Annotated in this window: 22 protein-coding genes; 13 read left to right on the top strand and 9 right to left on the bottom strand. The window is 62.2% G+C overall.

Going from position 1 to position 22,109, the window contains the following annotated elements:
• The first annotated feature begins 160 nt into the window (after positions 1-160).
• Complete coding sequence (locus D8Y22_RS15540) at positions 161-640, top strand: DUF7384 family protein (protein WP_141465609.1); 480 nt, start codon at positions 161-163, stop codon at positions 638-640.
• 30 nt (positions 641-670) lie between these two features.
• Here the strand turns inward: D8Y22_RS15540 and arsM are convergent, their stop codons facing one another.
• The 3 genes from arsM to D8Y22_RS15525 form a co-directional block, all read right to left on the bottom strand.
• Positions 671-1,534 (bottom strand): arsenite methyltransferase, encoded by an 864-nt coding sequence (gene arsM / locus D8Y22_RS15535; RefSeq protein ID WP_141465608.1) that lies wholly within the window; start codon positions 1,532-1,534, stop codon positions 671-673.
• A gap of 7 nt (positions 1,535-1,541) precedes the next feature.
• A complete protein-coding gene (locus D8Y22_RS15530) occupies positions 1,542-1,925 on the bottom strand; it encodes an ArsR/SmtB family transcription factor (protein ID WP_141465607.1) in 384 nt (127 codons plus the stop codon).
• Between the two features lie 215 nt (positions 1,926-2,140).
• Positions 2,141-2,692: an XTP/dITP diphosphatase gene (locus tag D8Y22_RS15525; RefSeq protein WP_141465606.1), complete on the bottom strand. Its 552-nt coding sequence runs from the start codon at positions 2,690-2,692 to the stop codon at positions 2,141-2,143.
• Between the two features lie 120 nt (positions 2,693-2,812).
• On the opposite strand from D8Y22_RS15525, the gene D8Y22_RS15520 reads away from it, so the two are divergent.
• A complete protein-coding gene (locus D8Y22_RS15520) occupies positions 2,813-3,985 on the top strand; it encodes an MFS transporter (RefSeq protein WP_141465605.1) in 1,173 nt (390 codons plus the stop codon).
• On the opposite strand, the gene D8Y22_RS15515 is transcribed toward D8Y22_RS15520, so the two are convergent.
• Positions 3,976-4,626, bottom strand: coding sequence for a TetR/AcrR family transcriptional regulator (locus D8Y22_RS15515; RefSeq protein WP_141465604.1), 651 nt, complete (start codon positions 4,624-4,626; stop codon positions 3,976-3,978). The genes D8Y22_RS15520 and D8Y22_RS15515 overlap by 10 nt on opposite strands.
• Positions 4,627-4,858: 232 nt before the next feature.
• On the opposite strand from D8Y22_RS15515, the gene D8Y22_RS15510 reads away from it, so the two are divergent.
• The 5 genes from D8Y22_RS15510 (at position 4,859) to D8Y22_RS15490 (ending at position 14,094) form a co-directional block, all read left to right on the top strand.
• Positions 4,859-6,481, top strand: a complete 1,623-nt coding sequence (locus D8Y22_RS15510) for a COG1361 S-layer family protein (protein ID WP_246084468.1) — start codon at positions 4,859-4,861, stop codon at positions 6,479-6,481.
• Between the two features lie 9 nt (positions 6,482-6,490).
• Entirely contained in the window at positions 6,491-9,088 is a 2,598-nt protein-coding gene (locus tag D8Y22_RS15505) for an efflux RND transporter permease subunit (RefSeq protein WP_141465602.1), read from the top strand.
• Positions 9,089-9,182: 94 nt separating this feature from the next.
• Positions 9,183-10,820 carry a hypothetical protein gene (locus tag D8Y22_RS15500; RefSeq protein ID WP_246084467.1) on the top strand — a complete coding sequence of 546 codons (1,638 nt, stop codon included), beginning with the start codon at positions 9,183-9,185 and terminating at the stop codon, positions 10,818-10,820.
• 261 nt (positions 10,821-11,081) lie between these two features.
• Entirely contained in the window at positions 11,082-12,197 is a 1,116-nt protein-coding gene (locus D8Y22_RS15495) for an MFS transporter (protein WP_141465773.1), read from the top strand.
• 127 nt (positions 12,198-12,324) lie between these two features.
• Positions 12,325-14,094: a MutS-related protein gene (locus D8Y22_RS15490; protein WP_141465601.1), complete on the top strand. Its 1,770-nt coding sequence runs from the start codon at positions 12,325-12,327 to the stop codon at positions 14,092-14,094.
• A gap of 29 nt (positions 14,095-14,123) precedes the next feature.
• Here the strand turns inward: D8Y22_RS15490 and D8Y22_RS15485 are convergent, their stop codons facing one another.
• Positions 14,124-14,702, bottom strand: a complete 579-nt coding sequence (locus D8Y22_RS15485) for a DUF6735 family protein (RefSeq protein ID WP_246084465.1) — start codon at positions 14,700-14,702, stop codon at positions 14,124-14,126.
• A gap of 513 nt (positions 14,703-15,215) precedes the next feature.
• Here D8Y22_RS15485 and D8Y22_RS22920 point away from each other — a divergent pair.
• Positions 15,216-15,392: a hypothetical protein gene (locus D8Y22_RS22920; protein ID WP_246084464.1), complete on the top strand. Its 177-nt coding sequence runs from the start codon at positions 15,216-15,218 to the stop codon at positions 15,390-15,392.
• Here D8Y22_RS22920 and D8Y22_RS15475 read toward each other — a convergent pair.
• Positions 15,350-15,700, bottom strand: a complete 351-nt coding sequence (locus tag D8Y22_RS15475; protein WP_141465600.1) for a hypothetical protein — start codon at positions 15,698-15,700, stop codon at positions 15,350-15,352. The genes D8Y22_RS22920 and D8Y22_RS15475 overlap by 43 nt on opposite strands.
• 8 nt (positions 15,701-15,708) lie before the next feature.
• Entirely contained in the window at positions 15,709-16,479 is a 771-nt protein-coding gene (locus D8Y22_RS15470) for an SDR family NAD(P)-dependent oxidoreductase (RefSeq protein WP_141465599.1), read from the bottom strand.
• 141 nt (positions 16,480-16,620) lie between these two features.
• Between D8Y22_RS15470 and D8Y22_RS15465 the strand changes: the two genes are divergently transcribed.
• From D8Y22_RS15465 to D8Y22_RS15445, 5 genes are all read left to right on the top strand, one after another.
• Entirely contained in the window at positions 16,621-17,634 is a 1,014-nt protein-coding gene (locus tag D8Y22_RS15465; protein ID WP_141465598.1) for a zinc-binding dehydrogenase, read from the top strand.
• 237 nt (positions 17,635-17,871) lie between these two features.
• Positions 17,872-18,084 carry a hypothetical protein gene (locus D8Y22_RS15460; RefSeq protein WP_141465597.1) on the top strand — a complete coding sequence of 71 codons (213 nt, stop codon included), beginning with the start codon at positions 17,872-17,874 and terminating at the stop codon, positions 18,082-18,084.
• Positions 18,085-18,472: 388 nt separating this feature from the next.
• On the top strand, positions 18,473-19,489 hold the full coding sequence (locus D8Y22_RS15455; protein ID WP_141465596.1) for a tyrosine-type recombinase/integrase: 1,017 nt from the start codon (positions 18,473-18,475) through the stop codon (positions 19,487-19,489).
• 76 nt (positions 19,490-19,565) lie between these two features.
• Positions 19,566-20,408, top strand: a complete 843-nt coding sequence (locus tag D8Y22_RS15450) for a DUF6414 family protein (protein ID WP_141465595.1) — start codon at positions 19,566-19,568, stop codon at positions 20,406-20,408.
• A 183-nt stretch (positions 20,409-20,591) separates the two neighbouring features.
• Positions 20,592-20,912, top strand: a complete 321-nt coding sequence (locus tag D8Y22_RS15445; protein ID WP_141465594.1) for a hypothetical protein — start codon at positions 20,592-20,594, stop codon at positions 20,910-20,912.
• Positions 20,913-20,965: 53 nt separating this feature from the next.
• Here the strand turns inward: D8Y22_RS15445 and D8Y22_RS22915 are convergent, their stop codons facing one another.
• On the bottom strand, positions 20,966-21,574 hold the full coding sequence (locus tag D8Y22_RS22915) for a hypothetical protein (RefSeq protein WP_246084463.1): 609 nt from the start codon (positions 21,572-21,574) through the stop codon (positions 20,966-20,968).
• A gap of 130 nt (positions 21,575-21,704) precedes the next feature.
• Positions 21,705-21,980: a hypothetical protein gene (locus tag D8Y22_RS15435; protein ID WP_141465593.1), complete on the bottom strand. Its 276-nt coding sequence runs from the start codon at positions 21,978-21,980 to the stop codon at positions 21,705-21,707.
• Positions 21,981-22,109 lie beyond the last annotated feature (129 nt).

The raw sequence follows: 22,109 nt of genomic DNA, 5'->3' as shown, positions 1-22,109 counted from the left end.
CTCGGTCCCACAAACCAGGCGGGCTTTTAATCGCTCGGTACCTACGCCGGGGCAATGCCTGCGAGCTGGGCCGATCTCTTCGAGCGCGCCGCGTCGTACGATGTCGACCTCGAGACGCTTCGAGAAACAGCCACAACACGCGAGGACGGAGCCGAGACCGATGGCTGAGGGCGACCAGCCCGACCCGGCCCGCGTCGTCGCGGCCGCCGACGTGCTCGCGGTCGATCTTCTTGTTGGCGACGACGCCCGCGAGGCGCTCGATCACGTGCGGCGCCACTCCTGGGTCGATCTCGTCGCCAGTGACGAACTGCTCGCACAAACCGAGTCGCTCGTCGCTGACCTGGCCGAACCGGCGCTCGCGGCCGATCACCGCGAGCGACTCGAGGCCGCCCGGGTCGCCGTCGACCAACCCCCGGACGATCACCCGGCGCTGGCCTCGGCCTATCGGGGAGACGCGGCTCATCTGTTGACTTACGACGAGACGCTGACGTCGGCGAAAGCCGGACTCTCGATGCAACCCCGGCTCTCGGTGAGCGTCCGCCCGCCGGATGCCTTCGCGACGCTGTTCGACCCCGAACGCCTCTACGAGGCCGTCGAGGGCGGGACGTATCCGGGGCCGGATCTCGATCCGCGAGCGTAGCTTTCGTCGAGCGGCGGTTGGATCGCGACATCACTCGGGTTTTCGGGCTTCGATCCGTGCGGAGACGATCGGCAGTTCCTCGCTCCACTGGCCCGCCTCGGTGATCGAGACGTCGACGAACCCCGTCTCGGCGAGCAGCCGTTCGAACCGCTCGACCGTCGTTGCGCCGCCGACACACTCGGCAACTGCATCCGGATTGTCGCGGATCTCACGGGGCAACTCCTCGGTCGCGAGGAGGTCCGACACCGAGAGCCGGCCGCCGGGCTCGAGCACGCGAAACGCCTCTGCGAGGACCTGGGGCTTGTCCGGCGAGAGGTTGATCACGCAGTTCGAAATGATCGCGTCGACGGTCGCGTCGGCGACAGGGAGGTGTTCGATCTCGCCCAGACGAAAGTCGACGGTGTCGAACTCGCTCTCGCGGGCGTTCTCCCGGGCGCGCTCGATCATCTCGGCGGTCATATCAACGCCGATCACCTGGCCGTCGGCGCCGACCTCGCGTGCGGCGAGAAAGCAATCGAAGCCGCCGCCGGAGCCGAGATCGAGGACCGTCTCGCCGGCCTCGAGCCGAGAAATCGCGACCGGGTTGCCACAGCCGAGGCCGAGGTTCGAGCCGTCGGGCGCCTCCGACAGGTCGTCCGGGTCGTAGCCGAGATCGCTCGCTCGAGCGGGATCGGCCTCGACGGCGGTGTCGGTCTCGATCGCGGTCTCCTCGCCGTCGCCGGTCGACGATCCACAACAGTCGCCGGCGCTGGCCGCGACATCGCCGTACTCTTTGCGGACGTGCGCTCGTCTGTCCGCCGCTGCAGTGTCGTCGCCGATCGTGTCGGTACCACCGGCGGCGGTCGTCGTCTCGGTATCGGTCGTCTCTTCGGGTGGTGTCTCTGTATCAGTCATACTGGGATCACTGGTCGCTGGGCACGTCAACGGCTGCCGCGACGTCGAGCAGTTCGAAGACGGCGGTGTCGGCGATTCGGTAGTACGTCCATTTTCCCTTCTTGCGGGTCTTGACCAGTCCCGCGTCTCTGAGCGTCCGGAGATGCGTCGCGACCGTCGACTGGGGCGCCTCGAGGACGACCTGTAACTCACAGACGCAGAGTTCGCCCTCCCGAAGCGCCTCGAGCAGTCGGACGCGGTGGTCGTTCGCCAGCGCTCCGAAGACCGTCGCTTGCGTCCCGGCCACATCGTCGTCGGGCCGGCGCGCCTCGAGTCCGGCGACGGGATCGGGTTCGTCCTCGTGCAGCTGTTCGATCGTTCGACAGGCTGCCTCGAGCGTCTCGTCGGTCATTCTCGTATCTGGTTTTCACGATGTGATTTATCGAAGCAAACCGTCTCAGTGCTGGTCGTCATTGCAGTTCTCATATCGTGCTCTTCCGATATAACTCTTTGCTAGCCACGTGCGGTTGGACATACAGGTGCTCCTAATTGCTGCTGTGGGAGTAAGCGGCCAGACGAAGGACGTAGGCCGGCAGCCTCGAGTAGGATAGATCGGGGATTTTCGATTTACTCGTCGTACTCGGCGTACCACTCCGCGAAGGTCGACAGCGCGCGGCCGCGATGGGAGATCGCGTTTTTCTCCTCGACGTCCATCTCGGCCAGCGTCTGGCCGTTGTACTCGAAGATCGGATCGTAGCCGAACCCACCCTCGCCCCGCGGTGGGACGATCGTGCCCGCGAGTGAGCCGTCGAAGGTTTCGGTTCCGTTTTCGTCGGCGAACGCGAGCACCGTCCGGAAGCGCGCCCGTCGGTCGTCCTCGAGTTCGACCAGCCGCCAGAGTCGTTCGACGCCGACGGTGTCCTCGACGTAGGCCGAGTACGGCCCCGGAAACCCGCCGAGTGCGTCGACGAACAGCCCCGTGTCGCCTACCAAAACCGGTTCGTCGTTTCCGACCGCTTCGTAGGCTTCCCGAGCGCCGTGGGTGGCGATCGCCTCGAGCGAGTCGCTTTGAACCTCGGTGTAATCGTACTCGAGTTGCTCGACCGAGGCGAGCCCCTCGAGATATGCGCGAGCCTCGCGAACTTTGCCCTCGTTGCCGGTGACGAACCGAACGGCCATGTGCCAGCGGGCGTGCTCCGTGGGAATATAGGCGTCGGTCGAACTCGAACGCGTCGTGCGTTTCCGACTCCAGTAGAGTCAAGTGTCCCAGCGCGAATGCCATCCGCAGGTCGTTTTCAATTGCAATGGCAGTATCGTGATACGGTACTCGTTCTGTGTACGCTTGCGTTTTTCGTAACCTACTTTGCGAGGGTGGCAGTTAGCCCGGTGGTTCCGTTCATTACGGACGATTTTACGATTTCGAACACGCAGATTGGGGTCGCGCTGTCGGGGATGTGGATCGCCTACGGCCTCACGCAGTACCCAAGCGGCGTCCTCGCGGATCGGTTCGGGGAGAAACGCATCATCCTCCTTTCGGTCGGCGGGACGGCGACACTGAGTTTTATCGCCGCCATCGCACCGGCCTTTGCTGTGCTCTTTCTGGGCTTGGTCGGCCTCGGTGGACTCGCTGGACTCCACTACACCGTCGCGTCGGCGCTGCTGTCGCGCACCTACGACGACATCGGAACGGCGATCGGCCTCCACTCCCTCGGCGCACCGGCCGCCGGACTGCTCGCACCGATCGCCTCGGCCTGGATCGGCGTTCGCTACGGCTGGCGGCCCGCAGTTGCCCTCGTCGTTCTCGTCGCTGTGCCGATATTCGTCGCCTTTCTGTGGTACGTGAAACCGACGCCACCGCGTCGTCCGGAACAGGGGTCGGACCAACCAGCGGGTATCGAACTGTTCACGTCGTTTCTCTTGCGGCCGACGATTGCGTTCGCTGCACTCGTCGCCATCATCGCGATGTTCGTCATCAACGGGCTCATATCGTTTCTTCCGACGTTTTTAGTCGAATTTCACGGATACTCGCCGACAGTGGCCGGCGCCGTCTTCTCGGCGTATTTTATCGTCAGGGCTGGTGCCCAGACTGGGGTCGGTGCCATCTCGGATCGCTTCGATCGCGATTTCGTGGTAAGCGGCTGTTTGCTACTGGGAACCGTCGGCCTCGCCCTGTTTCTCGTCGGTCCCGCCTTCCTCGTCGTTGGCGCGGCCGTTCTCCTCTTTGGCATCGGAAACAGCTTCTTTGCTGCCCAGGAACCAAAAATACTCGATAGCCTGTCCGAGACGGACCGTAACGCCGGATTCGGCGTCTTTCGGACGGTGTACGTGGTCGGAGGGTCGACCGGATCGATCGGCGTCGGCGCGCTCGCGGACTTCGTCGGGTGGCACCAGACGTTCGTCGTACTCGTCGTGCTCTTTGCGGTTTCGTTCGGTCTCGTCACCCTGAACCGCGTCTTCGGAATCTACAACTGAGAACGGTCATTTTCGTCCGACTCCGAGGCACCCTCCGTGCTGTCGCTGTACACCCGGGCCTCGAGGTAGGCCTCGAGTTCGTCGCGAACGTCGCCCAGCCACGCCTCGCCCTCGTGGGTCGGTCGCCGATTCATCGCACCGTGTAACAGCGTCACGAGCGTTTCAGCGACGCCGTCCGGCTCACACTCTTGGAAGCGGCCCTGATCGATGCCGGCCTGGATCATGTCGCTGACGTATCGCACGAAGACCTCGTCGCTTCGGGTGAAGTAGCACCGGTAGGCCTCGTCGTAGACCGCTCGCGTGCGGAGTTCGACCAGCGTCGAGAGAAACTGCCGGCGCTCGGCCGGAATGTCGTCGCTGCTGGCCCACTCGATAAACCGCTCGAGGCGGCCCCGAGGATCGGTAATCGCTTCGTCGACGAGTTGCCGCTCGAATCGCTCGAGCATGTAGCCGAGACAGGCGATGACGAGGTCGTCCTTGCTGTCGTAGTGGCGATAGACCAGCGACGGGCTCTTCTCGAACTCCTCGCCGATCGCGTTGATCGTCAGATCGGCGTACCCCTCGTCTCGCAAACAACGGTAGGTCGCCGCCAGAATCTCTTCTCGAGTGCCGTCGGGATCGCTAAATACGTCGTCGCTCACACCTGGGCCTCCGCAGGCCGACCGTGTGGTTGCCCCATACAGCACGCCACGTGACGGACGAGCAAAAACGTCTTGACTGAATAGTCAATCACAAAAGCTATAGGAAGGCCAACACAGTAGCCGACAATGAACGAGATCGTTCCTGATACGTTCGGTCGGTCGATCTCGACCGGGCGATTGGTCCCCGTCAGGCGCTCGATCGCCAGCAGACACTCCGGTGGGGGTGCCGTCGGTGGCCGTTGACCGACGATCAGTTCGAACACTCGCCGTCCTCGTCGTTGCGCTCGTCGGACTGACTGCCGGTGGGCCTGCCGTCGCCGGCCAGGATCTCGGCTCCGGCAGCTCCGGTGAACTGACTCGCGGCGAGCCCGATCTGGACGCGTTCCTCCCCGAGCCCGAACTCGGGGCCGGGACCGAAGCGAGCCTCGAGATTCAGGTCCACAACAACGGCGACCTCAGCCTCGGCACCGACCGCGACCGGGTGACGACCGCCCGCGGGACGAGCGTCGAGATCGTCGACGAGGGTCCCTTCGACGTCAAATCCGGCACGGCAAGTCTCGGCTCGGTCACCGAAGGCCAGAGCCAGACGACGACCCAACGAATCGCCGCGCCAGAGGACCTCGAACCCGGCGAACACGATATTACGGTCGAACTCAGCTACGATTACACGCGCCAGGTCTCGGGTTCCGGCGTCGTCTACGACCGGAGCGGTCGCGACCTCGTGACGCTGACGATCGAGGTCCCCAACGAACCCCGGTTCGATATCGGCGAGGTCGACACCGAGGTCGAACCGGGCGGCGACGGACCGGCAACCCTCGAGATCGAAAACGTCGGCTCCGAAACCGCCTCCCAGGCTCGCGCGACGATCACCGGCGGTGGCGGCGTCACCGTCGACGGCGAGGCCGCCGATGCAGTGCTTGGCGACCTCGAGGCCGGCGAGTCCGAAACGGTTACCGTCGATGTCGCCATCGACGAGGCCGCAAGCGGCGGCGCGAAACCGCTCGATGTCGCGGTTACCTACCGCGACAGCGCCGGCGTCGAACGGGAGGCGATCCCGGAGATGGCCACCCTCGCCCCGGCACCCGAACAAACGTTCTCGATCACCGCGCTCGAGGACACGCTCGCGGTCGGCTACGACGGCACGGTCGCCGGCGAGATCACCAACGAGGGGCCACGGACGGTCGACGACGCCGTGTTGATCGTCGAGCCGATGTCCGAGTCGCTGTTCGTCGAGGATACCCGCTATGCTCTCCCCGAGATCGAACCCGGCGAGAGGGCCGCGTTTCGGTATCCGACGGATGTCAGCGGCCAAGCCGACGCCGGTCCACGGCAACTTCGATTCAGCGTCGAGTACACCGCCGGCGATCGATCGACCCTGACCGACGGTCCCATCTCCGAACGCGTCGTCATCGACGACCACGCCGACGAGTTCTCGCTGCTCGGCGACGGCATCTCGGTCCAACAGGGTGACTCGAGCGAGTTTACCCTCGAGATCACCAACGAGCGCGAGGAGACGCTGTCGAACATCGACGCGATGTTGTACACCGATAGCCCGCTGGCGACGATCAACGACGAAGCCTACGTCGACGAACTCGCGCCCGGCGAGTCCGCCGAACTCACCTTCGACGTTCAGGCGGCGCCGAACGCGCCGACCGAAACCCACCCGGTCGAACTCGACTTCGAGTACGATACCGAACGCGGCGAGACGGTGCTGTCGGACGTCTACCAGCATCCGATCGAGGTCGAACCCGGCGAGGACGACGGTGGAATCGGCATCGGCGGTATCGTCGTCCGGCTGATGGCACTGGCCACCGTGATCGGCATCGCCGGCACGCTGTGGTGGCGGCGACGGTGAGCCGAATCGATGACCGATCCTGATCGGCTCTTTGGCTACGAATCCGACGGCGACTCGAGCGCCCCGTCATCCGAAGACGCCGACGACCGAACGCCCGACGAGACCATTCGAAGCGGTGACGACGACCACGGCGACGATCCGTTCACTCGGCGAGTAAACCCGCTAATTACGAACCGGCCCTGGACCGTGGTCGTCGTCTTTCTGGTCCTCACGGGACTGTTCCTCGGCGCTGCCGGCCTCGGCGGTGGCGGACAAGAAGACGGCGGCGCCGACCAGTTCACCGAGGACTCACCTGCCCAAGAAGCGTTCGACGACATGCAGGAAAACTTCGATCGCCAGACCCGCGATAGCGGCGGGACTAGCGCCCAGCTGCTGATCGAAGACGAGCGCAACGTCCTCTCGAAGCCGAACCTGTTACGGATGCTCGAGTTGCAGGATCGTGTCGAGCAAACCGACGGGCTGCGGGTCAGTTCGACGACGAGTCCGGCCTCGCTGACCGCCCAGCAACTCGAGGAAAACGCGACGACGGCCGAACAGCAGTACCGGGCCGTCGAGCGGGCATCGAATCGCCAGCTCGAGGCGGCGATCGTCGAGGCCGACGAGCAGGCGGGACTGCCGGTGAGTACGGACTTTACGCGCGAATCGGCCTCGGCGAGCGTCGCCCAGATGGCGATCACCTACGATACGCCGCCGATGGCGGATACGAGCAACCACGCCCAGTACCAGTTCGAAACCGAGGCGATCGCCGACGATATCGACGGCTTCGACACCGGGGAGAACGTCCTCATCTTCGGTGATGCGATCCTCCAAGAGGAAACCATCCAGTTGACCACCGACACCGCGATCGTCGTCTTCCCGGCGGCGATACTGCTGATCATGTTCTTCCTCTTGGTTGCCTACCGCGATCCGATCGACCTCGGTCTCGGGTTGGCCGCGCTCGTGATGACGTTGATCTGGACGTTCGGCTTCATGGGCATCGCGAACATTCCGTTTTCGGACTCGCTGGTCGTCGTCTTCCCGCTGCTTTTGGCCGTCGGGATCGACTTCGGTATCCACATCATCAACCGCTATCGCGAGGAGCGGGCTACGGGTGCGTCGATCGGTGACTCGATGGGGATCACGACCACACAGCTGACGACGGCGTTTCTGATCGTCACGCTGACGACCGTCTTCAGTTTCGCGGCGAATCTCGTGAGTTCGATGGACGGACTCCAGCAGTTCGGCATCGTCGCCGCCTTCGGGATGATCTTTACCTTCCTCATCTTCGGCGTCTTCCTCCCGGCCGGGAAGGTGGGTTTCGACCGCCTGCGCGAGGGAACGCGGTTCCCCCGTTTCGGGACGACGCCGCTTGGCAGCGAGGACTCGCTTCTCGGCCGAGTACTCCCCGTCGGCGTTCGAATCGCCCAGATCGCCCCCGTCCTATTTCTCGTTGGGATATTACTCGTCGGCCTGGGCGCCGGCGCCTACGGTACCGGCGTCGACACCGAGTTCGACAACGAGGCGTTTTTCCCCGAAGACGAGCGCCTCGAGCAGTACGAGGCCCTCCCCGGCCCGCTTGCACCCGGTGACTACACGTTCCTGACGTTTCTCGACTACATGGAGGAGGACTTCGAACAGGGCTTTCAGGACTCCGTAACGATATACGTCGAGGACAGGGAGTTGCGCTCCGATCGCGGACTCACGGCGATCGACCGCGCACTCGACGACCCCGACGACGCGTTCGAAACCGACGGCCGACAAGCCGACGCCGACACGATCATCGACGTCGTCGACTCGCAAGCCGCCGCCGATCCCGAGTTCGACGAGACGGTCAGACGCCACGACTCGAGCGGCGACGGCATTCCCGATCGGAACGTCGATGCGGTCTACGACGAACTGTTCGACTCCGCTGCCGGCGACGAGGCGGCCAACCAGCTGACGACCGACCGAACCGCCACGCGAATGACGGTCCAGGTCGATGTCGACGCCGAACAGGAAGAAGCCGTCGCCGCCGCCGAGGAACTCGCCGACGAGATGGCCCTCGATGCGACCGCGACGGGCCAACTCGTCATCTTCGAGGCCGTCATCGACGACACCCTCGAGTCGTCGATCAACAGCCTGATCGTCGCGTTCGTTCTGACGACGGTCTTTCTCGTGGTCTCGTACTGGTGGCTCGAGGGGCGAGCGATTTACGGCGTGATCAACGTCGTGCCCGTCCTCGTGACCGTCGCCCTGCTCGCGGGTTCGATGCGGTACTTCGACGTACCGTTGAGCCCGATCAACGCGCCGATCCTCTCGGTCTCGATCGGCCTCGGGGTGGATTATACCGTTCACTTCATGCACCGGTTCGTCGACGAGTTCGAGACCGGCAAGGACATCGAGCAAGCCCTGCTGACGACCGTCCAGGGAACCGGCGGCGCGCTCACCGGCAGCATGCTCACGACGGTCTGTGGGCTGGGCGTCCTGTACGTCGCCTTGATCCCGCTGATCATGGAGTTCGGTATCCTGCTCGCACTCGGGGTCTTCTACGCCTGGCTCACCTCGCTGCTCGTGGTCCCCTCGACGGTCGTCGTCTGGGACCGCCTCGAGACCCAGTACGACTTGCGAGGGCGTCTTCCGGGGCGTTGAGGGCGTCGCGTGGCGAGTGAAACCGGACATCGTCGATGGTGGACGAACCTCGAAGCGTTCAAGCATGTTCGACCCCCGACGTACGAACCGTTGAATGGTCGACCCCGACGACGTAAAATCGAAACTGAACGAGCTCTCCGAATCGGTCGAAACGACCTCGAGTGCGACGAGCTTCCTCGGACGGCTGGCCGCCCTGGCTGTACTCGTGGGTGTGGGCTACGTCTTGCGTCCGTTCTTTCACGGGCCGGTGTACGCGATGGTCTACAGCCCCGGCGGCGCGATCGTCCTCGGGCTGACCGGCATCGCCGCGATCGCGCTGTTCTTACAGCCACGCTTTGGCGACGATTTGATCGACTCGATCGCGACGAAGGGTCGGATCGTCGGCTTCGTCTTTGCGGTCTCGCTCGTGCTCGCGTTGCTGGTCGGCATCCCAGCCGGCATGCTCGAGCAGCGGACGATGGCCGAGCAGACGATGGACGAGGCGGTCGAACTCGAGGAGTTTCCCGAAGTGAACGAGGACAACGCCCGCGTCATCACGCGGGATGTCTCTGACGTGCAAACGCGGGGCTCGGTCTCCTATCGCCAGCACAGACTCGGCGACAGCGATATTGCCCGCATGGAAGACGGCAGTCTGGCCTGGTCCTACGCCATCGAGCCCGACGACCTGCGCAACCGGCTCATAGAGCACCAGCGCGGCGTCGTGATGAACGAGATGACGAACATCGATACGCGGACGACCGAGACGGTCGACGATCAGGAGTTTACCTACGGCGAGGGGATGGCGCTCCACCGCTCGGCCGACTGGAACATGAAACAGGGCCACTTCTGGAGCCAGTACAACGACGATCCCGTCGAATTCATCCACGACGGCGACGCCTACATGTACTATCCGAAGACGGGCCACGAGTGGCACTTCTCGCCGATCCCCCACACCACGCCGACCTGGGACGGCGGCGCGCTCGTCCACACCGACGGCACCATCGAACACCTCTCGCCCGAGGAGACCCAGGATCACCCGGTCCTCGAGGGCCAGCGTCTCTATCCCCTCGACGTGAGCGAACGGGAGATGCAGTCGCTTGGCTACCGCAACGGCATCGTCAACCAGATGGACGTGATCGGCGCCCACGAAGATCAGGTCGAGGTCGCCGGCATGCCCTCGGGCGCCGGCAACAGCCAGCCGTTTGTCGTCGACCTCGAGGGCGAACAGCTGTCCTACGTCACCGCGATGGAACCCTACGGCGAAGACACCCGCGGCCTCGACGAGGTCTGGTTCGTCGACGCGACGACCGGCGAGTTCGAGTACTACGGCACCGGCGGCGACACGCTCACCGGCGCCGAGCGAGCGATGGGGATCGTCCGCAGCGAGGACACCCAGACCGGCTGGGGCGACGACTTCGAGGTCGTCGAACCCATCCCCGTGACCGTCGACGACGAACTCTGGTGGCACTCGAAGGTCGTCCCGATCGACAATACGGACGTCTCGCGGAACGTCTTCGTCAACGCCCACAGCGGCGACGCAGTGGAAGTCCACGGCGACGACGCGATCGCAGAGTTCCTCGCCGGCGACGATCCCGACGAGGTAGCGGAGGTCGGCGATGTCGATCAGGAGCCCGCCCCCGACGAACCCGCCGTCGACTACTACGTCGTCATCTACGACGAGGACGGCGACGAACTCGAGCGCATCCCGATCGAACCCGGCCAGGATGTCAGCCTCGTCTCCGAGACGGAGTAGCTGCGTTCCGTTCACAAAGAGCGGATTACCCGCTGTTCTCGCTCGAAAACTCACACCGTTCCATTCTCGCTCAGGGACCAGCGCCTTCCTCGTCTCGCTCGAGGACGTGACGCAGGACCGAGGGGACCGAATCCGGACGAACGTGCCCGAATCACAACCCTTTCGCCCGCACACCCGAGAGATCCAGTCGTGGACGCTGCTCGTGAAGACCGTCCCGATAGCCCTCACAGCTGGTTGGTCGCCGGGGCTGGTGCCGTCGCGATGGTTTTTACTTTCGGCACGCCGCTGTCCTACGGCGTCTTTCGGGAGCCGTTTAGCGACGCCTTCGCTATCTCGCCGGTCGCGCTGTCGGGCGTCTTCGCCGTCATGCTCTGTACGTTCTACATCGGCTCCGGGATCGTCGGCGTCTTCGCGGCCAGGCTTCCGGCTCGAGGCGTGATCCTCGTGTCGACGGCTGCAACGGCTGCGATCGCTCCGTCGCTCTATCTCGTCGACTCGCTGCTCGGGCTGACGATCGTGTTTTCGATACTCGGTCTCACGCTCGGCACCGTCTTCGTGTTGCTGGCATCGATCGTCCCGCGGTGGTTCGAACGACGCCGCGGCGCGGCGACGGGACTCATCTTCGTCGGCAACGGACTCGGGCTTTTTCTGTTACCCCCGATCTGGCAGCGGGCGATCGCGGCGTTCGGCGTTCGGCAGGGATTCGTGCTCGTCCTCTCGGTGACGACCGCCGCGTTTCTCGTCACCGGACTGCTCTGTCGGCGACCGACGTGGGCCGACCACTCGAGTACGACGTTTCGCGAACTTCGAGAGTGGCTCGGCCGTCTGGGGCGGACGCGGACGTTTCAGCTGCTGTTCGTCGGTATCGGCGCCGGGTTCGCGTGGTACCAGCTCCTGGCAGCCTACGCGGTCGATCTGTTCGCCGCGCGCGGACTGACGGAGGCGGGCGCCTCGTTCGCGTTCGGGCTTATCGGCGGCGTCAGCATCGCCTCGCGGATCGGCGGCGGCTACGTGGCGGATGTCGTCGGCTCGAGGCGCGCCTTCCTCGCGTCGCTGGCCTGTGCCGCCCTCGGCATCGCGCTGTTCGTCGCCCCCCAACCGCCAGCGCTTCTCGCTGGAATCGTCCTGGTCGGTCTCGGTCTCGGTGGCTGTGCAACCCTGTACATTCCGCTGCTCATGGGGATCTACGATCCCGAAAAGGACACCGCCATCGTCGGGATCTTCAACGTCGCTGCGGGGATCGGATCGCTTGGAATGCCCCCACTCGGGACCGCGAGCATCGCCTATACGGACGGCTACACGCTCGCGATCGGGCTGACCTTCCTCGTGGCGCTCGTGGCGTTCTGGACCGTCGCCGCCGGCACGGCCCGCTCGTGAGACGGTTTACTGTCCGTCATTTCCGGCGTATCCGCGACCCGGGCGGCGGGTGCGCCGGTAAACCGTTACAGTAATCCGTATGAGCCGAATGGCACACCTTCAAGAGTATTGACTCGAACCCACGGGTATGCGACTCGAGGAGTACTGGGGCGTCGGGCCGAAGACGCGCGCGCTTCTTGTCGAAGAATTGGGCCGCGAACGGGCGATCCAGGCGATCGAGACCGGTGACGTACGGGCGCTCGCCGACGCCGGCCTCGCCCGCGGCCGAGCGACCCGCATCCTGCGGCGCGCGACCGGCGGCGACGGGATGGCGATTCTGGCCACCAGCGACGCCCACGCGGCCTACAAGGACGTCCTCGAGCTGGCGGTCGATCACGCCGTCACGCAGCGAGCGGCCGATCGCATTCGCGTGCTGACGCCGCTGACCAGCCGCGAAGCGATGGACGACCGCCTCGAGGACGTGCTCGCGGCCCGTGACGCCTGGGCCGCCCTTCCCGAGGACGATCGCGAGGCCGTCCTCGAGGCCTACGAGCGATACGACGACCGCGACGGCAGCGACCACGCCGCGGTCGAGGCCGCCCTCGCGCTGTGTGACGCCGGCGTCGAGTCGGGCCCCTTCGAGACGATCGCCGACCTCGAGCGGGAACGGCTCGCCGCGGCGGCCGATGCCCTCGCCGGCCTCGAGAACGGACGCGTCCGGGAGGGTGTCGACGACGAACTCGATCGACTCCGGACGGCGCTGGGGACGATCGAGGATCTCGACGCGAACGCGCTCGAGGTGATCGACCAGCTTCGATCCGAGGGCGTCCGCGATGTCGACCAGTTCCAGGAGGCCTTCGAGGACCACCTCGTGACCGAGACCGCCGTCACGATCGACCGCGTTCGCGAGGCGATGCCAACGGACGCGACCGACGCGACGGACTTCGTTCGCGAGACGTTGCGAGGCCTCCGCCGTGATCTCACCGCGGCGATCGACGAGCACGAGGCGACCGTGACGACCGACCTCGAGACAACGCTCGAGGCCGAACGGGAGCCGATCGAGGCGGCGATCACCGCCGTCGACGAGATCGCCTTACAGCTCTCGCTGGCCCGGTTCGCGCTCGCCTACGACTGTACGCGACCGACGTTCGTCGAGGACGGCGAGCCAGCAGTGTCGGTCGTCGACGCGCGGAATCTGACGATCGGGGCCGCCGACGACGACGCCGTCCAGCCGATTACCTACGCGCTTGGTGACCACGGCATCGCCGAGGCGCCCGACGGCGTCGACTCGGTGCCGGCCCACGAGCGCGTCGCCGTCCTGACGGGGGCAAACAGCGGCGGGAAGACGACGCTGCTCGAGACCTGCTGTCAGGTCGTTCTGCTGGCGATGATGGGATTGCCGGTGCCGGCCGAGCGAGCGACGGTGACGCCCGTCGACACCCTCGTCTTCCACCGTCGACACGCGAGTTTCAACGCCGGCGTCCTCGAGTCGACGCTGCGCTCGGTCGTGCCGCCGCTTGCCACGGAGGGACGGACGCTCATGTTGGTCGACGAGTTCGAAGCGATCACCGAACCCGGCAGCGCGGCCGACCTGCTCCACGGACTGGTCACCCTCACCGTCGATCGCGACGCGCTGGGGGTGTTCGTTACCCACCTCGCGGACGATCTGGAGCCGCTGCCGCCGGAAGCCCGCGTCGACGGCATCTTCGCGGAGGGTTTGAATCCGGACCTCGAGTTGCTCGTCGACTACCAACCGCGGTTCGACACGGTCGGGCGGTCGACGCCGGAGTTTATCGTCTCGCGACTCGTCGCGAACGCCGACGACCGTGGCGAGCGTGCGGGCTTCGAGACCCTGGCCGAAGCGGTCGGCAACGATATCGTCCAGCGGACGCTTGCCGATACCCGCTGGCAGGAGTGATCGGCGACTAGAGACTGTCGCTATCGGTTTCATTCCCACTCCTCGTCGTCGAACCACTCGCTTTGGGGATGTCTCGAGTGAGTTCTCTCGCTTCCATTCTCCGTCGATGAGTCGATCGTCTCCTCACCCGAGTAAGTGTAGACGGTCCCGTCTTCGTCCTCGCAGACGCGTGACTCGAGATAGGCCTGTGCCGAGCGCCGCGAAAGTGCGCCCATCTCGACGAGATCGCCGAGTACGGTCTTGGTCGCGCGAAACCAGGTCTCGACCGCCCGATCGGTCGCCGATTCGCTCTCGACGATCGCGCCACGACCCTCCTCGCGGCCGTCGGCCCACTCGAGCCAGCAGACGCGATAGGCTGTCACGGTGTAGTTCTCGCCGGGTCTGACGAGATACAGTGCCTCGTGGATGCAGGGCTCGAGGTGAGCTGTGAGTATGCGGTCGCGGGCGACCGAGTCCGCCAGAAGGGGGGCTTCGACCGCGCCGTCGGCGAGGGGCGTCTCGGGGCCGATCGCGTCGACGAGTGCGAGATCCTGCCCGCCCCAGTGGCTGTAGCGCAGATCGTAGAGCCGGTCGGGTCGCCGGTAAGCGACGAGCGCTCTATGCCCCATCACGCTCACCGGGCAGTCGGGATCGATCCTCGAGGGCCAGCTCGCGGGTGCTCGTACCGTCGTCCATCGCTCACCCTGGCTGCTTGCCCGTACTTGAACCTCAGGACAGTCGGTTGCAGAACGGACCGGCAAATCGTTGACTCTCTCCCGTCATCGACCGACACCTGTTGCTCGACCGGAACGTCGAAATCCCCGTCCCGCCTACAGGCATTCGAAACCGATGGAAACGATCTACGATGCGGTGGTGTTCGACAACGACGGCGTCCTGACGACGCCGACCGATCGGACGGTCCTGCGCCAGGCGGTGTCGGACGCCTTCCGAGATGTCGGCGTCACCGATCCCGCGACCGACCACGTCGAGACGCTCCTGAGACCGACGCCGTCCTCGATTCGGTCGGTCGCCTCGAGTCACGATATCGACCCCCCCCGCGGCTGTGGCGCGCCCGCGAACGAGCGGCGATCGACGCCCAGCGTGAGGTACTCGCGACAGGGACCAAACGAGCGTACGACGACGTGGGCGCAGTTTCAGCGCTCGAGGTGCCGACCGGCATCGTCAGCAACAACCAACACGAGACCATCGAAAACGTCCTCGAGTACGCCGATGTCGGCGACTACGACGTCTGGTACGACCTCTCGCTCGAGCCGATCTACGAACTCGAGTCGCTCGAGGGCCTCGTCGAACTCCTGTAGGCGGCGTGGTCGACGAGCAGCGCCAGCAGAAAGCAGCCGATCGCGAGATAGACGAAGATGCCGACGACGAACTGCCAGAAGCCAAGCAGGGCCAGTCCGACGACGCCGGCAATCGTCACCGCTGGTCGCCGGGTACCGACTCCGAGACCGGCCAGGAGGGTCGCGCCGGCGATGAGTGCGAACAGGACGAGTCGGCCACGATCGTATCCCGGCTGGGCCAGATAATAGCGGAAGACGGCGAACACACCGAGGACGGTCCCAGCAGCGAACGCCCTCGAGATGGTCGCGGTGGAAACGGACGAACGCATCGACCGTATCAGTACCAGGCCCCACCCGAGGAGACGTTGATATCCTGGCCCGTCACGTGGTCGGCTCCCGAACTCGCGAGGTGGAGCGTCAGCTCGGCGACCTCTTCGGGCGGCACCAGTTCGCGGATCGCCAGATTCTCGAGGACCTCGCCTTTGGCCTCCTCGTAGTCGACGCCGCGTTCGTCGGCCTGGCGTTGGAACACGTTTTCGATGCGCTCACCCTCGACGGGCCCGGGACAGATCGCGTTCGCGGTAACGTTGTCCTGACCGAATTCGAACGCTAACGCCCGCGTAATTCCGATCACACCCATCTTCGAAGCCGCGTAGGGGGTCCGATTTGGATACGGGCGTTTGCCGCCGATCGACGAGATGTTGATAATAGTGCCGTTCTCGGAGTCCCGAAGGTGGGGCGACGCTTCGCGGACCGCGCGAGCGATCCCGACGACGTTGACGTCCAGCGTCTCGAGCCACTCGTCGTCGGAGGTGTCTTCGATCGGTGCTGTCGGCCCGGCGATACCAGCGTTGTTCACCAGACAGTCGACTCCACCGAACTCCGCGACGGTGGTGTCGATAGCGTCGGCAACCGACTCCTCGTCGGTGACGTCGGTCTCGACAGCGAGCGTCCGGTCGGGTGCGTCGATCAGTTCTTCGGTCTCGTAAATCCCGTCGCTGCGTGCGGCGAGTGTCACGTCTGCGCCCGCCTCGGCGAAGGTGATCGCGATTTCCCGGCCGATTCCCTGACTCGCACCCGTCACGAACACTGTGGTATTCTCATGCATACTCCTGTGATCACAAACGAGACGCAAAAGCCTTCCTCCACGATCTGCTCGAGGGGCAAACGGCGATCCAGTCGTACCGTGACACCGGCAACCCGTACGGGCGGCCCCGAGCATCATTACCGTCGAGAAAAATATGCAGGTATGCAAGCTGCAGCGTTTACAGCATTGACCGGCCCCGACGGCGTCGAGGTTATCGACCAACCCGAACCGCAACCCGGCCCCGACGAGGCGGTCCTCGACGTCGGCGCGTGTGCGATCAACCGCCACGACCTCTGGATCCTCGAGGGGGAGTCGGCGATGGTCGGCGAGGGCGCCTTGCCGTTCGTCACCGGACTGGATGTCGCCGGTACCGTTCGAGCGGTCGGCACGGACGTCCGTGGTGTCGAACCCGGTGACGAGGTCTTGCTCTGTCCGAACGAGACCTGTGGCTCCTGTCGGTTCTGTCGGGAAGGACCCGAGAATCGTTGCGAGCGCTTCTCGCTCTATCACGGCGGTCTCGCAGAGCAAGCCTGCGTCCAGGCGGATCGACTCCTCGCGCTCCCCGAGGGCGTCGACGCGAGGACCGCGGCTGCAATCCCGACGGCCTATATGACCGCCGCCCACATGCTCCGCCGGGCCGATGTCGGTCCGAGCGATCTCGTCTTCGTTCCCGGCGCGACCGGCGGCGTCGGCGTCGCGGCGATTCAACTCGCCGATATCCGTGGTGCTCGAACGATCGGGACCTCCTCCTCGGCGTCGAAACTCGAGGCCGTCAGCGATCTCGGCCTCGATCACGCCATCCAGGCCACCGACCCCGACGCGATCCGCGAGCAGGTCGAACCGATCGGCCAGCCCGACGCCGTGATGAACCACCTCGGCGGCGAGTACACCAACCTCGGCGTCCGTGTCATGCGCCGCGGTGGAACGATGGCCATCTGTGGCCGCACCGCTGGCGGTAGTTCGTCGATCCACCTCACCGACCTCTTTTTGAACCACAAGGAGGTCGTCGGCTCGACGATGGGGACCCAGGACGACCTTCGCCGACTCCTCGACCTCGTCGCCGTCGGCGAGCTCGAACCGGTGATCGATTCGACCTACCCGCTCGCCGAAACCGACGCAGCCTTCGCCGCGATGACCGAACGCGAGAGCGTCGGCAAGCTCGTCGTCGAACCATAACGGTCGGCCGACGTTGCCACCTCGAGTAACTACCTCCCGGTTCCCACCACGGGCCGATGTCGCTCGAGCCGCGTTCGGAGACGAATTCGTTGACCAGGCTGGTAGATTCGTCTCCCGTTTCGTCGTAGGACGTTTTCAGACGCTCCGAAACCGATATCGTAGCTGTGTCGACGGGACAATTACCATCTGTTCTTCCCAATAGCTATATTACGTCGCTGGACAAATATACGATATACTATGGGGGGCGATGCCAATACCGACATCGAGCAGATGATGACGGCAGTAGTCGTGGAATACCTCGAGCGCGACCTCGTCACTCCCGAGGGACGCCGTCGGGCGCAGCGACATCTCACGAACGACGAGCCAGCCGCGGCCCTCGATCTCGTTCTCGAAGATAACAAACGAAATCGACCGGAAGACACAGTTATCTGCTCGGAATCTATCGACTGACCGCAGCCGTATGACACGCCGTTGGTTCGCGTGTCCCCACACGAAGTGGTCATACTGCCGGATAGCAGACAGTGTATCGTCAGCCTGGCACGACCGGTCCTGGGGCCGTGCCTTCTCGTAACACATCGTAGGCATACCATCGGTTTCTGCTATGAAATTCGCAAGACTGCGGAGGGGTGCAACATGCAGCAAGTCCCCCTTCACGATTTTCGGCCGATTTTGGAATCGGGAATTCTGCCCGTAAACGGACAGACAAGTACGCAAACGTCGGTTTTCCACGCTGCCACAGTTCGACAAGGAGCGAAGTCCGCCCTCCCCGATTTGAACGGGGGACTGCGTCTCGGAATAAAGTGATCCTCGCTTCGCCTTCTGTCGGTTCGAGGTAACCATGATGAAGGAACTCGAACCCCTCGCACCTGGGGAAGCCAAGGAGATGTTCTTGGCGGAACGGTGCGGTCAAGTTTCGGACCGAACGGTACAGGCAGACGATTACCGCCTCCGTCATTTCATCGACTGGCTCGATGAGAACGGCATCGACAATCTGAACGACCTCGATGGTCGGACGCTTCACAAGTTCCGACTGTGGCGGAAAGAGGATGGGGATCTCAACAAGGTCAGTCTTCGGACGCAACTCAAGTCGCTGAGAGTATTCATCAACTGGTGCGAGTCGGTTGATGCCGTCCAAGAAGGACTCCATGAGAAGATCCTACTCCCGTCCCCCTCGAAGGAAGAGGAACGTCGAGAGGAAACCCTTCGGACGGGTCAAGCCGAGGAAATTCTCGAATACCTCCGTCAGTTCGAGTATGCTTCGAGGGAGCACGCCCTTCTCGAAGTGTTATGGCATACTGGCCTCCGAATCGGGGCCGTCTATGGTCTGGATCTCGATGACTACGATCCCGAGGAGGAACGTCTCGAACTTCACCATAGACCAGAGACGGGTACTGCTCTCAAGAACAAATCTGAAGGTGAGCGGATGATCGCTCTCAGCCGGTACGTCTGTGAGGTACTGGACGACTGGATCGAGCATAATCGAATCGACATAACAGACGAACACGGCCGTAAACCACTGTTTACGTCCGAACAGGGTCGACTGACCATCTCGACCATGAGAGAGCGAGTCTATACGGTCACTCGACCTTGCTACTACGGAGACGGGTGTCCTCACGATCGGGCTCCCGAAGACTGTGAGGCGACGAGATACGGGTATCGAAGTAAGTGCCCCTCGAGCGTCTCACCTCACTCGATACGGAGGGGTGCTATCACCCACTTCCTGACCAAGGACGTTCCTGAACAGGTAGTCTCCGATCGAATGAACGTCGACCAGAAGGTACTCGACAAGCACTATGACAAACGGAGTGAAGAGGTGAAGGTCGAACAGCGGCGAGGATATCTCGATAATATCTAACCCTACCGCTGTCTTCGGATTATACTTCCGCTTTGGTTGGATCCCATTTATGACTTAGTGGCAGAGACATGATCATATGGTTTCGTTATCAGATGTGCCGGAGGTTGTGTATACAAACGACGAGATTATCGATCGACTATTTTCCTATCTGAACGAAGGACAAATCCAAGAAGTAGTTGAACGTAGCTTAGAGTCGGAAGAATCAGATAAAGGAGGCGGGATTGACAAAATAATCCAACTGCGGTATTCCAAAACAGCGGAGGATGAGGAGGAACAAGAGCTCATTCGTGAACTGGACCCGATCGGGAAGTTTGCTATTCTCCACCGGCACCTTCAGGATGCCGATGACATCACAGAGTTTGAAGCATTGTCACCGAGAAAACGGTCTGAACTTGAGGAGGGAGAATTCATCCAGACCAGAAGTAGAATAACGTCAACTCCGATTACCGAACTTCAAGGAATGATGGAGGAGGTGATGCCATATTTTGATATGTTCGATATTGATACCACTTTTGAGGAGGAAGGTCAGGAGTTCACTATGGACGATATAAAACAGTTTCTTGACCAATTAGGTTCAGGTGAAGATATTTACCGATTAGATGCCTCTTCCGATAGTTTAGATGCAAACATTGTGTTCTCCTCAGAAGATACAGTTGGTGACTTGTCTTCAGAGTATACAGAATACTATGTTCTCGGGCGGGTTGAATACCTCTTTGATGAAGGTGAAGAAGAGTGGCTGATTGATATTATGGACGTGATGCCAGGTAGCGATCGAGACTCACGTCAAAACCGCCGGATGTTCTTGAAGCAGATGACTTCTGGTTCCTCTAAACTGTTAGAGAAGGATATCGATGAATCGGACTTCAAGATCGGATACCCTGATATTCGAATCAGACCCATGGCTATTTATCTATATTGAACGGCATATCATCCCCGTGTGATTGTTACGAGGTGATGAGACCAAGCGTAGGAGCGTTAGGGCGGGTTCTCTCTCGATGGAGGGGTATCGATTAAGGAGACTATGAGCACGACTCATGAATCGCTCTCGAACGCTAACGGAATTCACCATGATTTTATGTAAAATCCATCTCTCATCATATCTATGACCGGATTGAAATCCGAATATCATGATCGGAGGATCTTGGAGAACATAGCCGAAGTGGAGTCAGAAGAACGCCCATTCACTCATGAAACGGCAGGTGTTGAGTATGAGGATATCATCGACAATTTTGTCTTGGAAGATTATGGGAAGAGCCCGGTCCTCTACGTACCGCGTAGAATGGATGAACTAGCGAAGAACGATTATCTAACCAACGTGTACGATGGAGGATCAAACACTGTCAATGCATATCGGCTCACCTCGAAGGGGTGGAATGTAGTTGACTTACCAGAACCGGAGACGCCAGTTGAAGACCTGGAATGAGCGACACGCCAATTGTCTATTTCTGAGTTTCAAGCATTACTGACCCAACTTCGCTACTGTTCGAGAGCACTCGCCTTCTGACTGTCAGGGTCGTTCAGAACCCCAACGTCTTTGAGCATCTGAATAATTGCCTTGTCCCGCTTTCGTATCTCACCCAGAAGGGCTGTTTTCCGTTCATGAGACCCGTGTTCAGTAGTAATCGTCTCAACCAGGCCCGAGACGTTCATCACGTAATCACTGGCTCTCGAGACGATATGTAGCTCTATAGCGATCCTCATGGCCAATCTTCGGTCGAGATAGTCCACGTCGCCTGTGTTTGATCGGATTCGATCCTCGATGGTGGCGGCAGTCTCTCGAACAAACTGTTTCTGCTCCGGCTCGAGCGACTGGTAGTAATTCTCGGGATCGGCATGAAGCCCGTGAGTTGTTCGGTTCTGATTCCCCTCGGGTGCGCCGGTCGAACACCCTCCGTGATACTTACAGCGCCCTTCGCCGAGGTGATCGGTCCCCTTGCCAGCCGGGTTCTTGCAGTACCCGACAAACCTTGTCTGCCCTTCATGGGATCGGTTGGTCCGTTTCCCGTTGCAGTATTCACCCGGCTCCACTGTCGGTACTTCACCCGGCTTCTCACCGATCAATTCTTGCTCTTTCTCGAGGCTCATCGAATCACCCGTCTATGGGGTTGAATCGTGAAATAGGGGTTCGGGGATCGTTTGGGCGGGGCCGGACACTTTGATAGATCATGTTAGAACAATAGCAAGAAACAACCTACAAGATTCCGGGATTTTCTCCTTAATCCTCATCCCGAAGGTATATTTCAACGTTTCCGCTGGTTTGCGGACTATCATCGGCAGGGTCATACCGAACTGTCCAGCGTCCACTGGTCACATTTTCAAACTCCCAGACTCCTGAATCCTCGACACCTTCACTCAAAACAATCTCCCCTTCTGGGTCCTCTAATACGACGTGAGTACGGAAGCCATAGTTATTCTCAACTTCGATTCGAATTATCTGACCATCCTCAACTTCGAATCGTTCTGTTTCTCTTGTCGGGAGCCCTAAATCCACAGCCTTCTCACCCTTATCCGGGCTGGTTAGTTCTTGCCTTGTTGAACGCAAGACGGCATCGGGGTGGGGTTGCTGATCTACAATTTCACGGCGTTAGAGACGGCTTTTCGACCTCAGAAGATGCAGTAG

Source organism: Salinadaptatus halalkaliphilus (genome assembly GCF_006543045.1).
Classification (GTDB): domain Archaea; phylum Halobacteriota; class Halobacteria; order Halobacteriales; family Natrialbaceae; genus Salinadaptatus; species Salinadaptatus halalkaliphilus.
The sequence above is the reverse complement of the archived record's forward strand: the minus strand, read 5'-3'. Positions and strand labels throughout refer to the sequence as shown.